Origin of the sequence: Streptomyces sp. NPDC059957 (assembly GCF_042730015.1) — a bacterium.
In the GTDB taxonomy this organism is placed as follows: Bacteria; Actinomycetota; Actinomycetes; order Streptomycetales; family Streptomycetaceae; genus Streptomyces.
This window is the reverse complement of the sequence record NZ_JBHWMB010000049.1, coordinates 1-15,988: the sequence shown is the minus strand read 5'-3', so window position 1 is coordinate 15,988 and position 15,988 is coordinate 1. Positions and strand designations below refer to the sequence as shown.

Sequence of the window (15,988 nt, the reverse complement as noted above, 5' to 3'; positions counted from 1 at the left end):
ACTACATCGTTTTTGGTGGGGCCGGGACGGGAGCGACACGCAGATATGAACACCCAAAACAGCGCCGCCGACCCCCCCGCCACCAGGCTGACGCACATCGACGAGGCCGGCGCGGCCCGGATGGTCGACGTCTCGGCGAAGGACGTCACCACCCGGACGGCGCGGGCCAGCGGCCGCGTGCTCGTCGCCCCCCGCGTCATCGAACTGCTGCGGGGCGAGGGCGTGCCCAAGGGCGATGCCCTCGCCACCGCGCGGATCGCCGGGATCATGGGGGCGAAGAAGACCCCCGACCTGATTCCGCTGTGCCACCCGCTGGCCGTCTCCGGGGTGAAGGTGGACCTGAAGGTCACCGACGACGCCGTCGAGATCCTCGCCACCGTCAAGACCACCGACCGCACGGGCGTCGAGATGGAGGCGCTGACCGCCGTCGCGGTCGCCGGGCTCACCGTCATCGACATGGTCAAGGCCGTCGACAAGGGCGCGGTCATCACCGACGTGCGGGTCGAGGAGAAGACGGGCGGCAAGTCCGGCGACTGGGCGCGCTCGTGAACGCCCCCCGCGGCGGCGAGGTCCACAGCCACGCCCACGCCCAGGAGGCGGACCCGGTGACGCCCGGAACCACCTCGCTGCGCGCGCTGGTGGTCACGGCCTCCAACCGGGCCTCGCAAGGCGTGTACGCGGACAAGGGCGGCCCGGTGCTCGCCGAGGGCCTGCGCGCGCTCGGCTTCGCGGTGGACGGGCCGCACGTGGTGCCCGACGGGGACCCCGTGGAGGCGGCCCTGCGCGAGGGCGTGGCCGCCGCGTACGACGTCATCCTGACCACCGGCGGCACCGGCATCTCGCCGACCGACCGGACCCCCGACGCCACCGCCCGGGTACTGGACTACGAGATCCCGGGCATCCCGCAGGCCATCCGGGCCGAGTCCCTGGCGAAGGTGCCCACCGCGGCCCTGTCCCGGGGGCTGGCGGGCGTGGCCGGACGCACCTTGATCGTGAACCTGCCCGGTTCCACGGGCGGGGTCCGCGACGGGATCGCGGTCCTGTCCCGCGTCCTGCTGCACGCCGTCGACCAGATCCGCGGCGGCGACCACCCCCGTCCCGAGGGCAGACCGCCGGGGAGCCCGAGCTGAACGGCCCCACCTGGCCGGTGGTGCTGGCGGACGGCGACGTCTCGCTCCGGCCGATAAAGCTGCGCGACCAGGCCGCATGGCGCGAGGTCAACCGCCGCAACCGCGACTGGCTGCGGCCGTGGGAGGCGACGATCCCGCCGCCCGCGCCCTGGGGGCCGGTGATCCAGCGGCCGACGTACCGCCAGATGGTGCGCCACCTGCGGGCGGAGGCGAACGCGGGGCGCATGCTGCCGTTCGTCATCGAGTACCAGGGTCGCCTGGTGGGTCAGCTGACGGTCGCCGGGATCACCTGGGGCTCGATGTGCGCGGGCCACGTCGGCTACTGGGTGGACCGGGACGTGGCGGGCCGCGGTGTGATGCCGACGGCGGTCGCGCTGGCGGTGGACCACTGCTTCGCCAAGGTCGGGCTGCACCGGATCGAGGTCTGCATCCGGCCGGAGAACGGTCCGAGCCGGCGGGTGGTGGAGAAGCTCGGCTTCCGCGAGGAGGGACTGCGCCCGCGGTACCTGCACATCGACGGGGCCTGGCGCGACCACCTCGTGTACGCGCTGACGGCGGAGGAAGTGCGCGAGGGGCTGCTGCGGCGCTGGCACCGCGAACGCCATCCGCACGGTCCCGCCGAGCAGGGCAAGTCGCCGGAACAATAGAAATCCGATATCTGTTCGAATTCTTTCGCCCAATGACCGATTCGCCCATAACCTGATCCGAAGAATCACAAAAAAAGTCCGTGATATCAGCGAGATCGTGCGACACGCCGCCCCAATTGGCGGATCCGCCCGGCCGCGCCCCTCTACGGTGTGGGGTGTGAGCAGCAGCGGCCTCATCTACGCAGTCATTGTCGGGGCCTGGGCCGCCTACTTGGTGCCCATGTGGCTCCGGAGGCAGGACGAGCTGAACGAAGCCCGTCCGACGGAACGCTTCTCCACCGCCATCCGGCTGCTTTCCGGCCGGGCGGGAATGGAGCGCCGTTACGCCAAGGGCCTGCGTGAGCGCGGTGACGAGGAGGCGCAGCCCCAGCCCCCCGCGGACCCGGACGCCGCGACGGAAACGGTGAAACCCGTGGACGTCGCCGACGCCCGGGCCGTCGTCGTGCCCCCGCCGACCCGTGCCGAGCCGAGATCGGCCGCCTCCGAGCGGGCCGACCGCGTGGAGCGGGCCCGCCGCGAGCAGCGCCTGGTCGTCCTGGCGCGCCGCCGGCGCACCACCGCGCTGCTCTTCCTGATCTTCACCCTCGGCGCGGTCGCCGCCGCAGTGGGCGGACTCCAGTACCTGTGGGCCCCGGCCGTCCCCGCCCTGCTGCTGAGCACGTACATCGTGCATCTGCGGGTCCAGGAGCGACGCCGCTACGAGTTCACCATGGACCGGCGGCGCGCCGAGGCGGCCGCCCGCCACCTGCGCGAGAACCGCCCGCGGCGCCGGCACTCCGAAGACGCCACCGCGGCCGGCTCCGACCCGGACCCCGCGCCACCCGTCTCCCCGCAGGAGGCCGGCCGGCGCGCCCTGGTCGAGCAGACCGACCACGCGGAGTGGGTGGACCAGCAGCGCGAACGCGAGCGCGGACCCGCCCGCGGTGACAGCTGGGAGCCCGTCCCGGTGCCGCTGCCGACGTACGTGACGGCCCCGGTCGCCCCGCGCGCCACCGGCCCGGCGACCCCGGACCCCTGGAGCGCGGCCCGCTCCAGCACGGCCGAGCCGACCGAACCCCGCCTGCGCGCCCAGCCGTCGCCCCCGTCGACCCCGTCGCCGCGGACCCGCCCGCGCGACGCGGCCCGTACGCCCCTCTTCGACCAGTACGAGGGCGACGAGCGCCCGCGCGCCGCGAACGAGTGATCGATGACCTGCGCGGACGCTCCCCAAATCCGGTTTTGGAGCACCCGCGAGGGGATGCTAATGTTTCACACGTCGCAAGGGCCTGTGGCGCAGTCTGGTAGCGCACCTCGTTCGCATCGAGGGGGTCTGGGGTTCAAATCCCCACAGGTCCACAAACGACAGTTCACGGGTTGCTCCCGAGAACGTCATGAGATCCCGTCCGGTCGGAAGACCGGGCGGGATCTTTTGCGTTCGGGTCAGGAATCGCTTCCGGGTCTGTGGAGCCTCGCGTACGACCGCGATCGCGTCCGCGACGCCGCGCCCGCGCGAGCAGGGCGGTTTCGGCGACGCGTTGGGGGCCGCCGGCCAGGTGGGCCAGTTCGTAGACGCTCGGATCGGTGTGCACGGTCCCCCCGCTGGGTCGTGGTGACGTCCTCGGCCCAGTGTGGGCGCGGTGGACGGGGGGCGACCCTGGCGGTGGGGAGTTCAGAGGCCGATCTGAGGTTCGGGGGAGAGGGGCCCGGGCCGGCTACGCCGGGTTCAGCGGCTTCGTCATGCAGCGGCTGGAGTCGTGGAAGCGGTAGTGGCCGAATTTGGCGTCCGTCAGGGTGTAGCCCTCGGAGAGGTAGAGGGCGATGGCCTCGGGCTGCTGATCGCCGGTTTCCAGGGCCATGCGCACGCGGCCGGCTGCGCGGGCGTCCGCCTCGAGGGCGGCGAGGATGCGGCGGGCCAGGCCCAGGCCGCGGGCCTCGGGTATCACGTACATGCGCTTCAGCTCGGCGTCGCCGTCCGCGTAGCCCTCGTCGTTCGCCTCGTGGCCGCGCCAGCCGCCGCTGGCGACCGGGGCGCCCGAAGCGTCGTAGGCGAGGAGATAGAGCCCCTTCGGCGGGGCGAACATCGCCGGGTCGAGGAAGGTTTCGTCGCCCTCGCCCTCGTAGCGCTCCTGGTACTCGATCTGTACTTGGTCATTGAGCTTGACCGCGTCCGGGTCGTCGTACGACACGGCGCGGAGCTGGATCTCCTGAGACATCAGAACAGCGTACGGAACGCTCCGGCTATCGTGCAGGGATGTTCTCTGTGACCTCTGTGAATGTGAACGGAATCCGCGCCGCCGCCAAGAAGGGGTTCTCCCCGTGGCTGGCCGGGTCCGACGCCGACGTCGTCTGCCTGCAGGAAGTACGGGCCGAGGAGGGGCAGATTCCGGACGAGGTGCGGGCGCCCGAGGGGTGGCACACCGTGTTCGCGCCGGCCGCTGCCAAGGGGCGGGCCGGGGTCGCGGTGTACACCCGGCGGGAGCCGGAGCGGGTGCAGGTCGGATTCGGGAGCGACGAGTTCGACGACAGCGGGCGGTACCTGGAGATCGACCTGCCCGGTGTGACCGTCGCGAGCCTCTACCTGCCCTCCGGGGAGGCCGGGACCGAGAAGCAGGACGAGAAGTACCGGTTCATGGGGGAGTTCCTCACCTACCTGCAGGCGCTCAGGGTGCGGGCCGCCGAGGACGGGCGGGAGGTCGTCGTGTGCGGTGACTGGAACATCTGCCACCAGGAAGCCGACCTGAAGAACTGGAAGACCAACCGGAAGAACGCCGGCTTCCTGCCCGAGGAGCGCGAGTGGCTCGGGCAGGTGTACGGCACCGCCGGATACGTGGACGTGGTGCGGAGCCTGCACCCGGACACCGAGGGGCCGTACTCCTGGTGGTCCTACCGCGGGCGGGCCTTCGACAACGACGCCGGCTGGCGGATCGACCTGCAGGTGGCGACGCCGGGGCTGGCCGCGAAGGCCGTCAAGGCGTTCGTGGAGCGGGCCGAGACGCACCCCGAGCGGTGGTCCGACCACGCGCCCGTGACCGTGGTCTACGAGCTCGGCGTCTGAGAGGACGAGGGCGGCGAGGGCAGCGAGGGGCCCGGCGCAGGCGGGCGGAGGCGGTCCATGGACATCGTGAGTTCCGCCTCGACCACGCTCTTGGCCAGGGGGCGCAGGCGCGGGACCGCTTCCTCCGAGATGTGCGTGGAGATGAGCTCGGTGAACAGGGCCGCCATCGCGTCCGTGTGCTCGCGGACCCGGCGGCCCGCCTCCAGGACGGCGGAGAGCGGTACGCCCTCGCGGACCAAGGCCGAGGAGACGTCCAGGAGCCGGCGGCTGACGTGGACGATCTCCTCGCCGTCGGTGGCCAGGTAGCCGAGGTCGAGCGAGGTGGCCAGGTTCTCCGGGGTGACCTCGCCCTCGAAGTAGTCGGCGAGGGCCTCGGGCGTCAGGCGGACCGGGGTCTCCTCGGACCAGCCGATGCCGAGCAGCTCACCCAGCTGGCCGACGTCGCGGCCGTTTTCGAAGGCGACGGTCAGCTCGGCTATCCCGCCGAGGGTGTGGCCGCGCTCCAGCAGGGCGGCGACGGTGCGCAGCCGGGCCAGGTGGTGGTCGTCGTACCAGGCGATGCGGCCCTCGCGGCGGGGCGGAGGCAGGAGCTTGCGCTCACGGTAGAAGCGCAGGGTGCGTACGGGTATGCCGGCGGCCTCGGCCAGCTCTTCCGTGCGGTATTCGCGCACTGTGGTCCCTGCTCCCGTGATTCGCGCTGCGTTGTCAGGCACGTGGGCAGCCTAGGGCGTACTCCCGGTAACTTTCCCGGCGCGACCCCTACCCATGAGTACGGGGCTGCTCTACTCTCCCGATTGTGCCAGTGATTGCTGGCAGCATCTGAATGGGCGTTGGCATCGGCATCCGAAGGTGGCTGGCATGGGCGGTGGCATGGACGGGCGCGAGCAGGAACGCGAACACGTACGCGAACACGTACGCGTGGCGGTGATCGGGTCCGGGTTCGGCGGGCTGGGCGCCGCGGTGCGGCTGCGGCGCGAGGGGATCACGGACTTCGTCGTGCTGGAGCGCGCGGACTCCGTCGGCGGCACCTGGCGGGACAACAACTACCCCGGGTGCGCCTGCGACGTGCCCTCCCATCTGTACTCCTTCTCCTTCGCTCCCAATCCGGACTGGCCCCGCACCTTCTCCGGGCAGCCCGCGATCAGGGAGTACCTGGAGCACGTGGCCGACACCTTCGGGCTGCGCCGCCACATCCGGCTGAACCACGAGGTCCGGATGATGCGGTGGGACGCGGACGGGATGCGGTGGGAGATAGAGACCTCGGGCGGGGACCTCACCGCCGACGTGGTCGTCTCCGCCACCGGGCCGCTGTCGGACCCGAAGATGCCGGAGATACCCGGACTGGCCGGCTTCCCGGGCAAGGTCTTCCACTCCGCCCGCTGGGACCACGACTACGACCTGCGCGGCAAGCGCGTCGCCATGATCGGTACGGGCGCCTCCGCCATCCAGATCGTGCCCGCCATCGCGCCCGAGGTGGAGCGGCTCACCCTCTTCCAGCGCACCCCGCCGTGGGTGATGCCGCGCACCGACCGGGCGATCACCTCCGTGGAGCGCTGGCTGCACCGCCAGCTCCCCTTCACCCGGGCGGCCCGCCGCGGGCTGCTGTGGGGGATACGGGAACTCCAGGTCAGCGCCTTCACCAAGAGGCCGAACCAGCTCGGGCTGATCGAATCGCTCGCCAAGGCGAACATGGGCCGCTCGATCAAGGACCCGGAGCTGCGGGCCAAGCTGACGCCCTCGTACCGCATCGGCTGCAAGCGGATCCTGCTGTCGAGCGAGTACTACCCGGCGCTCGCCCGGCCCAACGTGGACCTCGTGGCCTCCGGGCTGAAGGAGATCCGGGGCTCGGTGCTGGTCGCCGCCGACGGGACCGAGACCGAGGTCGACGCGATCGTCTTCGGCACCGGCTTCCACGTGACGGACATGCCGATCGCCGACCGGGTGGTGGGCGTGGACGGCAAGACCCTCGCGGAGGTCTGGAAGGACGGGATGCAGTCCCTGCGCGGGGCCACCGCGGCGGGCTTCCCGAACTGGATGACGATCATCGGGCCGAACACCGGGCTCGGGAACAGCTCGATGATCCTGATGATCGAATCGCAGCTGAACTACATGGCGGACTACATGCGCCAGCTGGGCGTCTTGGGCGGGAAGGTCGCCCTCGCCGCGAGGCCGTCCGCGGTCAACGCCTGGAACCGGCAGGTCCAGGCCCGCATGGAGCGGACCGTGTGGAACACCGGCGGCTGCACCAGCTGGTACCTGGACGCGCAGGGCCGCAACACCACGGTCTGGCCGGGCACCACCGGCGAGTTCCGCCGGGAGACGCTGGGCGTGGACCTGCGGGAGTACGAGGTCGTACGGGCCCGCGAGCGCGAGCGGGTCCCGGTGGCCGGCGCGGCCGAAGCCGTGCAGGAGGGGGCCGCGTGAGCCGCCTGACGCACGTGACCGCGGGGCCCTACGCCCCGCCGGCAGCGCGCCGGGAGCTGGTCGCGACCTCCGCCGACGGCTCGCGCCTGCACGTCGAGGTGCACGGCGAGGACGGGGCTCCGGCCATCGTGCTCGCGCACGGCTGGACCTGCTCCACCGCCTTCTGGGCCGCGCAGATACGGGCCCTGTCCACCGGGCACCGGGTCATCGCCTACGACCAGCGGGGCCACGGCCGCAGCCCGGTCGGCGCCCGCTCCGGCTACGGCACCGCCGCCCTCGCCGACGACCTGGTCGCCGTCCTGGGCGCCACCCTCGCCCCCGGCGAGAAGGCCGTCGTCGCGGGCCACTCCATGGGCGGGATGACGGTCATGGCCGCCGCCGCCCGGCCGGAGTTCGCCGAGCACGCCGCGGCCGCACTGCTGTGCAGCACCGGCAGTTCACGGCTGGTCGAGGAGTCGCAGGTCCTGCCGTGGCGGGCCGGCCGCGCGAGGACCCGCATCACCGGGGCGGTCCTCGGATCCCGGGCTCCGCTCGGGCCCGTCACGCCCGTCGCCCGCAAGGTGCTCAAGTACGCCACGATGGGCCCCGGCTCCGCGCCCGACAAGGTCGAGGCCTGCGCGCGCATAGTCCACGCGTGCCCCACTCCGGTGCGGCACGCCTGGTCAGGGGTGCTGGCCGCCCTGGACCTGGACGCCCAACTCGCCTCGCTCACCGTGCCCACCGCCGTCCTCGGCGGCAAGAGCGACCGGCTGACCCCGATCGTGCACGCCCGGGGGCTGGCGGCCGCGCTGCCGAACTGCGTGGGGCTCACCGAACTGACCGGGGTGGGGCACATGAGCCCGATCGAGGCCCCGGAGGCGGTCACCGCCGCGGTGCGCGAGCTCGCCGAGGTGTACCTCGCAGCGGGCGCCGCTGCCGACACCGGCGCTGCCGACACTCGCGTCGACGGCACCGCTGCCGTCCCGAACTCCCCGCACCACAAGCCCGCCAAGGAGAAGACGCCGTGAGCGCTCGCAGGAGTCTGGAAGGCCAGGTCGCCGTCGTCACGGGGGCCGCGCGCGGGGTCGGTGAACTGCTCGCCCGCAAACTGTCCGCACGCGGCGCGAAGGTCGCCCTCGTGGGCCTGGAGCCCGAGGCGCTCAAGGAGGTCTCCGAGCGGCTGCACACCGACAGCGACCACTGGTACGCCGACGTCACCGACCACGAGGCCATGGCCCGGGTCGCGCAGGAGGTCAAGCAGCGCTTCGGCAAGGTGGACATAGTCGTCGCCAACGCCGGCGTCGCCTCCGGCGGGCCCTTCGTGGACTCCGACCCCGACGCCTGGCGCCGGGTCATCGAGGTCAACCTCATCGGCGGCGCCGTCACCGCCCGCGCCTTCCTGCCCGTGCTGATGGAGAGCCGCGGCTACTTCCTGCAGATCGCCTCCCTCGCGGCGATCACCCCGGCGCCGATGATGACCGCCTACTGCGCCTCCAAGTCAGGGGTCGAGGCCTTCGCCCACTGCCTGAGCGCCGAGGTCGGCTACAAGGGGGTCAAGGTGGGCGTCGGCTACCTGTCCTGGACCGACACCGACATGGTGCGCGGCGCCGACCAGGACGAGGTGATGCGCGAACTGCGCCAGCGGCTGCCGTGGCCGTCGAACCGGACCTACCCGCTGGGGCCGGCTGTCGACCGGATCGTGGCGGGCATCGAGCGGCGCTCGGCGCACGTCTACGCGCAGTGGTGGCTCCGCGGCATGCAGGGGATCCGCGGGTACCTGCCCGCGGTCATCTCGTCAGTCGGACAGCGCGAGATGAAGCGGTTCGAACCGCGACTGGCCAGTGTTTCCAAGGGGCTTGTGGGAGCCGGCGGGGCCGCGGACGAGCAGGAGCGCAGCCCGAGCCGCTGACCGGAATGCGAGTGATGTCCACCTGAGTGAGACTGGTCGGGTTCCCCTTACCGAACACCGCTACAGGAGTGAGGACACATGGGCATCAGGGACCAGTTCCAGGACAAGGCGAAGGAACTCGCGGAGAAGGCGAAGGCCTCCGGCAAGCAGGACGAGACCTCCGAGCGCGCCTCGCAGGCCGCCGACCAGGCCAAGGACAAGGCGCGCGACACGTTCGACGAGAATTTCGACAAGTAGGCAGCAGTCCCTGAGAAGCGCGCCGAGGGGTGCGACCCGCCGTTCCCGGGTCGCACCCCTTTCGCATGCCCTACGGTCACCGGCCCCGCCCGGTCACCCCCGCCCGGTCACCCCAGCCCGGTCACCCCCGCGGCGGCAGCTTCGGCCGGCGCCGGTCCGGTACGTCCGTGTAGCCGGGCGGTACCGCCGCCGGGTCCTGTTCCAGCAGCTCCAGTGCCAGGTGCACGGCGTCGTCGAGCTGCGCGTGCCGCCCCTCCGCCCAGTCGAGCGGGGTGCGCAGGATGGGGAGGTCGGGCTCCACGCCCTGGTTCTCCACGGACCAGCCGTACTCGGGGAACCAGGCCGCGTTCATCGGCACCGTGATCACCGTGCCGTCGCCGAGGGTGTGCCGGCCGGTCATGCCGACCACCCCGCCCCAGGTGCGCTGGCCGACGACCGGGCCGAGCCCGAGCAGCTTGAAGGCGGCCGTGATCATGTCCCCGTCGGAGGAGGTCGCCTCGTCGGCCAGTGCCACGATCGGGCCCCGGGGCGCGTTGGAGGCGTAGGAGACGGGCTGCGCGTTGCGGGTGAGGTCCCAGCCGAGGATCGAGCGGGTGAGCTTTTCCACCACCAGCTCGCTGATGTGTCCGCCGGCGTTGCCGCGTACGTCCACGAGCAGGGCCGGCTTGGACATCTCGGCGCGCAGGTCGCGGTTGAACTGCGCCCAGCCCGAGCCGCCCATGTCGGGGATGTGCAGGTAGCCGCACCGGCCGTCGCTGACCTCCCGGACCACCTCGCGGCGTTTGGCCACCCAGTCCTGGTAGCGCAGCGGGCGGTCGTCGATCAGCGGGACGACCGCCACCCGGCGTGCGCGGCCCTGTCCCTCGGCGGGCTCGAAGGTGAGTTCCACGGTGGTGCCGCCGGCCGCCGACAGCAGCGGGTACGGCCCGGTGACCGGGTCCACCGGCCGGCCGTCGACGTGGGTGAGGACCGCGCCCTCGCGGATGCCGGTGCCCGCGAGCGGGGACCGGGCCTTGGAGTCGGAGGATTCGCCGGGCAGGATCCGGCCGACGACCCAGGCCCCGTCGCGGGGGAAGAGGTTGGCGCCGAGCAGGCCGATGGCCCGCTGGTAGTGCGGGGGCCCTTCGTTGCGGCGGGCCGGGGACACGTAGGCGTGCGAGGTGCCGAGCTCGCCGAGGACCTCGCGCATCAGGTCGGCGAACTCGTCGGGGGAGGCGACCCGTTCGACGAGGGAGCGGTACTGGCGCAGCACCCCGTCCCAGTCGATGCCGCACATCTTCGGCTCCCAGAAGTAGGCGCGGATGAGCCGCCCCGCCTCCTCGTAGGCCTGGCGCCACTCGGCCGCCGGGTCCACCTCGTGCAGGATGCGCCGCAGGTCCAGGTAGACGGTGGAATCGCTGTCGCCCGACTCGGTGGCCGGGACCGCGCGCAGGTCGCCGTCCTCGTTGACCACGAGCCGGGTGCCGTCGCCGCTGACCGCGAACCAGTCCAGCCCGGAGGCCAGCTCCGTCTTGCGGGCCTTGGTGAGGTCGAAGTACTCCAGCGTCGGCTTGCCGCTGACGTCGGCCGGGTTGGCGAAGGTCTCGCCGAGCGCGCCCGAGATCGGCCAGCGCAGCCACACCAGCCCGCCGCCGCTCACCGGGTACAGGGCCGAGTACTTGGAGGCCGACACAGGGAAGGGCGTCACCCGGCTCTCCAGACCCTCCACCTCCACGGTGACCGCTCCGTCGCCGGACTCCGAGTCCCCCTCGGCCGGGTCGAGTCCGCCCGCCGCCGGGCGCCCGTCGGGGGAGAAGGCGAAGGGGGAGGGGGTGGCCGAGGACAGCGGCACCAGGTACGGGCGGCAGCCCAGCGGGAAGGACAGGTCGCCGGTGTGGACGTCGTAGACCGGGTCGAAACCGCGCCAGGACAGGAAGGCGAGGTAGCGGCCGTCCCGGGTGAAGACCGGGTTCTCGTCCTCGAAGCGGCCGTTGGTGACGTCCACGATCGTGTGCGCGCCGGGCCCCGAGATCCGGGCCATCTTGATCTGGCGCAGCGAGCGGCCGATGCCCGGGTGCGACCAGGTCAGCCAGTCGCCGTCGGGAGAGAAGGCGAGGTCGGTGACGGGCCCGTTGTCGGACCGGATCAGCTCGCCGGCCTCCCCGTTGGACTCCTCGGTGGCGTCGATGAGCAGCAGCCGGCCGTCGTTGGAGGCGATCGCGAGCCGCTCCCCGTCCGGATCGGAGAGCAGCTCCAGTACGCGGCCCAGCGCGCCCGAGGCGAGCCGGCGCGGCTCGCGGTCGCCCGAGGCGCGGGGGAGATAGGCGATCTCGATCGCGTCCTCGCCCTCCGCGTCGGTCACGTACGCCACCTGCCCGCCGCTGCCGAGCATCTCGGGCAGGCGGACCCGTACGCCCGGGGTGTCGGCGATGGTGCGGGCGGGCCCGTCGCGGTGCGTGAGCCAGTACAGGCTGCCGCGCACGACGACGGCGCTGGCCCGCCCGGTGGTGTCGACCGAGAGGGAGTCGACGTGGCTGGCGGCCGGGACCTGGTAGGTGCGCCGGCCGGCGCGGGGGCCGCCGAGGCGGACCTCCAGCTTGCGCGGGGCGGCGCCCGGGGCCAGTGACTCGACGATCCACAGGTCGCCGGCGCACTGGTAGACGATCCGGGAGCCGTCGCTGGAGGCGTGCCGGGCGTAGAACTCCTCGTGGTCGGTGTGCCGGCGCAGGTCCGTGCCGTCGGGCAGGCAGGAGTAGACGTTGCCGATGCCCTCGTGGTCGGAGAGGAAGGCGATCCGGCCGTCCACGAACATCGGCGAGTCCAGGTGGCCTTCGATGCCCTCCAGCAGCCGCTCGCCGTGCAGCCACAGCCGGCCGGTGGCGCCGCCGCGGTAGCGCTTCCACGCGGCGGGCTCGTGCGGGGGCTTGCCCGTCAGCAGCAGGGTGCGCCGCTCGCCGGGCTCCTCCCCCTCGGATTCCTCCTCGTGGACGGCGATGTCGGAGACGGGCCCCCAGGGGAGCCGGCCCCCGGGGCTGCCGTCGGTGGGCAGGGTGTACGCCCAGGCGAAGTAGGAGAAGGGCTGGCCGTGCGAGGAGACGGCCAGGATGTCGCTGCGGCCGTCCTTGTCGGGCGGGGTCCAGCCGCAGACCCGGGTGTCGGTGGAGCCCCAGTAGCTGAGGCGGCGCGCCGGGCCGCCCTCGACGGGGGCGAGGTGGATCTCGGGGTCGAGGCTGCGCCAGGTCGTGAAGGCGATGTGCTTGCCGTCGGGGGAGAACCGGGGGTGGCCCACCCGGGTCCGGTCGACGGTGATCCGCCAGGCCCGGCCGGCGGGCTCTCCGGGAGGAACCAGGGGCGCCACCCAGAGATCGTCCTCGGTGGCGAAGCACAGCAGATCGTCGTGGAGATGGGGGAACCGGAGGTACGCCGCGTCGTGACTCACCCCCCAATGCTTTCCGCGCGGAGGGGGGCTGGCAACTCGTACAGGTGATCCATGGGGCTTCCCGTGGGGGCGGCGGCCGGCGGTCGCCGCGTGACCGACACCACTCCACGAGCGAAACGGAACGGTTTCGTTTCGCTGGGCGGGCGGGGTATGGTCTATCCGTACGAAACAGTTTCGTTCGGTGGGGCAAGGTCGGGAGGAGACGCCGAGATGGTCGAAGAGGTCATGTCGCGTCGAAGCCGGATCACCCCCGAGCGGGAAGCCGAACTCCACGGGGCGGTCCTCGACCTCCTGCGCGAAGTCGGCTACGAGGCGCTGACCATGGACGCGGTCGCCGCCCGTACGAAGTCCAGCAAGGCCACCCTCTACCGCCAGTGGGGGAGCAAGCCCGAGCTGGTCGCGAAGGCCCTGCGCTGCACCCAGCCGGTCTCCCTCCGGGAGATCGACACGGGCAGCATCCGCGGGGACTTCGGGGTCATGATCGAGAACTCCGACGACGCCCAGATGGCGAAGGACACCGCGCTGATGCGGGGCCTGACCCACGCGGTGCACGAGAGCCCCGAGCTCCACAAGGCGCTGCGGGACCTGCTGGTCGATCCGGAGATCAACGGTCTGCAAGAGATGCTGCAAAGGGCGGTGGACCGGGGTGAGATCGCCCAGGACTGTCCGGCCCTGGCCTTCGTGCCGCACATGCTCATCGGGGCGTTCATCGCCCTTCCGCTCATCGAGGACCGGTCCGTCGACCGGACCTTCCTCGGTGACTTCATCGACGCCGTGGTCTTCCCCGCCCTCGGCGTCTGATCCTGCCCGGCTGCTCACCCGGCAGCCGCCCGCACGCGCTGTCCCCGCGCTCGATTCCTGCCTCTCCTGACACGCCGCTCTCGTCGTCGGAACGGCATTCCATGCCCTGATCCATCCCACGACCCGAACGGGAGAACCACCGACGTGGCCACCTTCCTTTACCGCCTCGGCAGAGGCGCCTTCCGGCGCCGCCGATTCGTCGCCCTCGTCTGGGTGGCGCTGCTGTTCGTCGCCGGCTTCGGCGCGGCAACCGCGTCCACACCCACCTCAGGCTCGTTCTCCATACCCGGCACGGAGGCCCAGAAGGCCTTCGACCTGCTGGACCAGCGCTTCCCGGGGATGGCCGCCGACGGCGCCACCGCCCGCATCGTGATCAAGGCTCCGGCCGGCGAGAAGGTCGACTCCGAGGCGGTCAAGCCCCAGGTCGAGAAGATCGTCAGCGAGCTGAAGGACGGCCCGGGCAAGGACCAGATCTCCTCGGTCACCAGCCCGTACGAGGCCAAGGCCGTCAGCCAGGACGGCTCCACCGCCTACGTGAGCGTCAAGTACAAGGTCAGCGGCATGGAGCTGACGGACGCCACCCGCGAGGCCCTCACGGAGTCCGCCACGGCCGCCAAGGCCGACGGCCTGAACGTGCAGATCGGCGGCGACGCCCTGCAGGCCGCCCCCGAGACGGGCTCCGGCGAGATCATCGGCATCGCGATCGCCGCGATCGTCCTCGTCATCACCTTCGGCTCGCTCATCGCCGCGGGACTGCCGCTGCTGACCGCGCTGATCGGCGTGGGCATCGGCATCTCCTCCATCACCGCGCTGGCCAACGTGCTGGACCTCGGGTCCACCACCTCCACCCTCGCGATGATGATCGGCCTCGCGGTCGGCATCGACTACGCCCTCTTCATCGTCTCCCGCTACCGCGCGGAGCTCGCCGAGGGCCGTGAGCGCGACGAGGCCGCCGGACGGGCCGTCGGAACTGCCGGTTCCGCCGTGGTGTTCGCCGGTCTGACCGTGGTCATCGCCCTCGTGGGCCTGGCCGTCGTCAACATCCCGATGCTCAGCAAGATGGGCTTCGCCGCCGCCGGCACCGTGGTCCTCGCCGTCCTCGTCGCCCTGACGCTGGTCCCGGCCATGCTCGGATTCGCCGGCAAGAAGGTGCTGCCCGCCGGTACGAAGTCCCGCTTCCTCGGCAAGGGCAAGCCGGCCGCCGAAGGCGCCGAGCCCAAGCCCAACGGCGGCACCCGCTGGGCCCGCTTCATCCTGCGCCGCCCCGTCATGGTGCTGCTCGCGGGCGTGATCGGCCTCGGCATCATCGCGATCCCGGCGAGCAAGCTGGAGATGGGCCTGCCGGACGACGGCGCCCAGCCGGTGTCCACCACCCAGCGCCAGGCGTACGACATGCTCTCCGAGGGCTTCGGTCCCGGCTTCAACGGCCCGCTGATGGTCGTCGTGGACGGGGACAAGGCGCTCGCCGACCAGACGGTCGACCGGATCAAGGGCCTGGACGGTGTGGCCGCGGTCATGCCGGCCACCCAGAACGAGGCCAAGGACGCCGCCGTCATCACGGTGGTCCCGAAGGACCGCCCGTCCTCCGTGGAGACCGAGAACCTGGTCCACGAGATCCGCGAGGGCAGCGACAGCGGCAAGGTGTTCGTCACCGGCGCGACCGCGATGAACATCGACTTCTCGCAGAAGATGAACGACGCGCTGCTGCCCTACCTGGCACTCGTCGTCGGCCTCGCCTTCCTGCTGCTGATGCTCGTCTTCCGCTCGATCCTGGTCCCGCTCAAGGCGGCGCTCGGCTTCCTGCTCTCGGTGGTCGCCGCCCTCGGCGCCGTCGTGGCGGTCTTCCAGTGGGGCTGGCTCGGCTCGCTCTTCGGGGTGGAGCAGACCGGTCCGATCATGTCGATGATGCCGATCTTCATGGTCGGCGTGGTCTTCGGTCTGGCCATGGACTACGAGGTCTTCCTGGTCACCCGCATGCGTGAGGCGTACGTCCACGGGGAGCGGCCGGGCCAGGCCGTCGTCACCGGGTTCCAGTACAGCGCCCGGGTGGTCGTGGCCGCGGCCGTCATCATGATCGCGGTGTTCTCCGGCTTCATGGGCGCCAGCGACCAGATGGTGAAGATGATCGGCTTCGGCCTGGCCATCGCCGTCTTCTTCGACGCCTTCGTCGTCCGCATGACCATCGTCCCGGCCGTCCTCGCACTGCTCGGCCACAAGGCCTGGTGGCTGCCGAAGTGGCTCGACCGGATCCTGCCGAACGTGGACGTGGAGGGCGAGAGCCTGCGCAAGCACCTCGGGGAGTCCTCGGACGGCTCCGGTCCCGACAAGGACCGCGAGCTGGCCAACGTCTGACCCGTCGGTCTCCGGCAGTACGCACGCGGAACGGCCCCGCACCGGGAGGTGCGGGGC

General features: G+C 71.9%; 14 protein-coding genes and 1 tRNA gene. 12 read left to right on the top strand and 3 right to left on the bottom strand.

All coding sequences use genetic code 11. The annotated features are described in order from the left end of the window. The first annotated feature begins 45 nt into the window (after positions 1-45). From moaC to ACFWBW_RS28080, 5 genes are all read left to right on the top strand, one after another. The gene (moaC, locus tag ACFWBW_RS28100; protein WP_385377865.1) at positions 46-549 is read left to right on the top strand and encodes a cyclic pyranopterin monophosphate synthase MoaC; all 504 of its coding nucleotides are present in this window, start codon (positions 46-48) and stop codon (positions 547-549) included. A gap of 56 nt (positions 550-605) precedes the next feature. Further along, entirely contained in the window at positions 606-1,130 is a 525-nt protein-coding gene (locus ACFWBW_RS28095; protein WP_385377974.1) for a molybdenum cofactor biosynthesis protein B, read from the top strand. Between the two features lie 17 nt (positions 1,131-1,147). Further along, complete coding sequence (locus tag ACFWBW_RS28090) at positions 1,148-1,777, top strand: GNAT family N-acetyltransferase (RefSeq protein ID WP_385377862.1); 630 nt, start codon at positions 1,148-1,150, stop codon at positions 1,775-1,777. Between the two features lie 157 nt (positions 1,778-1,934). Continuing rightward, the gene (locus ACFWBW_RS28085; protein ID WP_385377859.1) at positions 1,935-2,960 is read left to right on the top strand and encodes a hypothetical protein; all 1,026 of its coding nucleotides are present in this window, start codon (positions 1,935-1,937) and stop codon (positions 2,958-2,960) included. 78 nt (positions 2,961-3,038) lie between these two features. Further along, a tRNA-Ala gene (locus ACFWBW_RS28080) sits at positions 3,039-3,112 on the top strand. Positions 3,113-3,468: 356 nt separating this feature from the next. On the opposite strand, the gene ACFWBW_RS28075 is transcribed toward ACFWBW_RS28080, so the two are convergent. Next, positions 3,469-3,969, bottom strand: coding sequence for a GNAT family N-acetyltransferase (locus ACFWBW_RS28075; RefSeq protein ID WP_385377856.1), 501 nt, complete (start codon positions 3,967-3,969; stop codon positions 3,469-3,471). 38 nt (positions 3,970-4,007) lie between these two features. Here ACFWBW_RS28075 and ACFWBW_RS28070 point away from each other — a divergent pair, with 38 nt between their 5' ends. Further along, entirely contained in the window at positions 4,008-4,811 is an 804-nt protein-coding gene (locus ACFWBW_RS28070) for an exodeoxyribonuclease III (RefSeq protein WP_385377853.1), read from the top strand. On the opposite strand, the gene ACFWBW_RS28065 is transcribed toward ACFWBW_RS28070, so the two are convergent. Next, positions 4,793-5,524, bottom strand: a complete 732-nt coding sequence (locus ACFWBW_RS28065; RefSeq protein ID WP_385377850.1) for a MerR family transcriptional regulator — start codon at positions 5,522-5,524, stop codon at positions 4,793-4,795. The two genes, ACFWBW_RS28070 and ACFWBW_RS28065, sit on opposite strands and share 19 nt — an antisense overlap. 145 nt (positions 5,525-5,669) lie before the next feature. Here ACFWBW_RS28065 and ACFWBW_RS28060 point away from each other — a divergent pair, with 145 nt between their 5' ends. The 4 genes from ACFWBW_RS28060 to ACFWBW_RS28045 all read left to right on the top strand — a co-directional run bounded on the left by ACFWBW_RS28060 (position 5,670) and on the right by ACFWBW_RS28045 (position 9,360). Next, a complete protein-coding gene (locus ACFWBW_RS28060) occupies positions 5,670-7,235 on the top strand; it encodes a flavin-containing monooxygenase (RefSeq protein WP_385377846.1) in 1,566 nt (521 codons plus the stop codon). Continuing rightward, positions 7,232-8,242, top strand: a complete 1,011-nt coding sequence (locus tag ACFWBW_RS28055; RefSeq protein WP_385377843.1) for an alpha/beta fold hydrolase — start codon at positions 7,232-7,234, stop codon at positions 8,240-8,242. Before ACFWBW_RS28060 ends, ACFWBW_RS28055 begins: the two co-directional genes overlap by 4 nt. Next, positions 8,239-9,123: an SDR family oxidoreductase gene (locus tag ACFWBW_RS28050; protein ID WP_385377840.1), complete on the top strand. Its 885-nt coding sequence runs from the start codon at positions 8,239-8,241 to the stop codon at positions 9,121-9,123. The genes ACFWBW_RS28055 and ACFWBW_RS28050 overlap by 4 nt, the downstream gene beginning before the upstream one ends. A 78-nt stretch (positions 9,124-9,201) precedes the next feature. After that, positions 9,202-9,360: a hypothetical protein gene (locus tag ACFWBW_RS28045; RefSeq protein WP_385377837.1), complete on the top strand. Its 159-nt coding sequence runs from the start codon at positions 9,202-9,204 to the stop codon at positions 9,358-9,360. 121 nt (positions 9,361-9,481) lie between these two features. On the opposite strand, the gene ACFWBW_RS28040 is transcribed toward ACFWBW_RS28045, so the two are convergent. After that, on the bottom strand, positions 9,482-12,778 hold the full coding sequence (locus tag ACFWBW_RS28040; protein ID WP_385377834.1) for a S41 family peptidase: 3,297 nt from the start codon (positions 12,776-12,778) through the stop codon (positions 9,482-9,484). Between the two features lie 210 nt (positions 12,779-12,988). Here ACFWBW_RS28040 and ACFWBW_RS28035 point away from each other — a divergent pair, with 210 nt between their 5' ends. Together ACFWBW_RS28035 and ACFWBW_RS28030 are read left to right on the top strand one after the other, a co-directional pair. Further along, on the top strand, positions 12,989-13,579 hold the full coding sequence (locus tag ACFWBW_RS28035) for a TetR/AcrR family transcriptional regulator (protein WP_385377832.1): 591 nt from the start codon (positions 12,989-12,991) through the stop codon (positions 13,577-13,579). 144 nt (positions 13,580-13,723) lie between these two features. Further along, entirely contained in the window at positions 13,724-15,931 is a 2,208-nt protein-coding gene (locus ACFWBW_RS28030; RefSeq protein WP_385377829.1) for an MMPL family transporter, read from the top strand. Positions 15,932-15,988: the final 57 nt, after the last annotated feature.

Bases quoted from the DNA above. Each gene is read 5' to 3' on its own strand.
- ACFWBW_RS28060 (WP_385377846.1), top strand. From the start codon at position 5,670: ATGGGCGGTGGCATGGACGGGCGCGAGCAGGAACGCGAACACGTACGC.
- moaC (WP_385377865.1), top strand. From the start codon at position 46: ATGAACACCCAAAACAGCGCCGCCGACCCCCCCGCCACCAGGCTGACG.
- ACFWBW_RS28075 (WP_385377856.1), bottom strand. From the start codon at position 3,969: ATGTCTCAGGAGATCCAGCTCCGCGCCGTGTCGTACGACGACCCGGAC.
- ACFWBW_RS28045 (WP_385377837.1), top strand. From the start codon at position 9,202: ATGGGCATCAGGGACCAGTTCCAGGACAAGGCGAAGGAACTCGCGGAG.
- ACFWBW_RS28070 (WP_385377853.1), top strand. From the start codon at position 4,008: ATGTTCTCTGTGACCTCTGTGAATGTGAACGGAATCCGCGCCGCCGCC.
- ACFWBW_RS28035 (WP_385377832.1), top strand. From the start codon at position 12,989: ATGGTCGAAGAGGTCATGTCGCGTCGAAGCCGGATCACCCCCGAGCGG.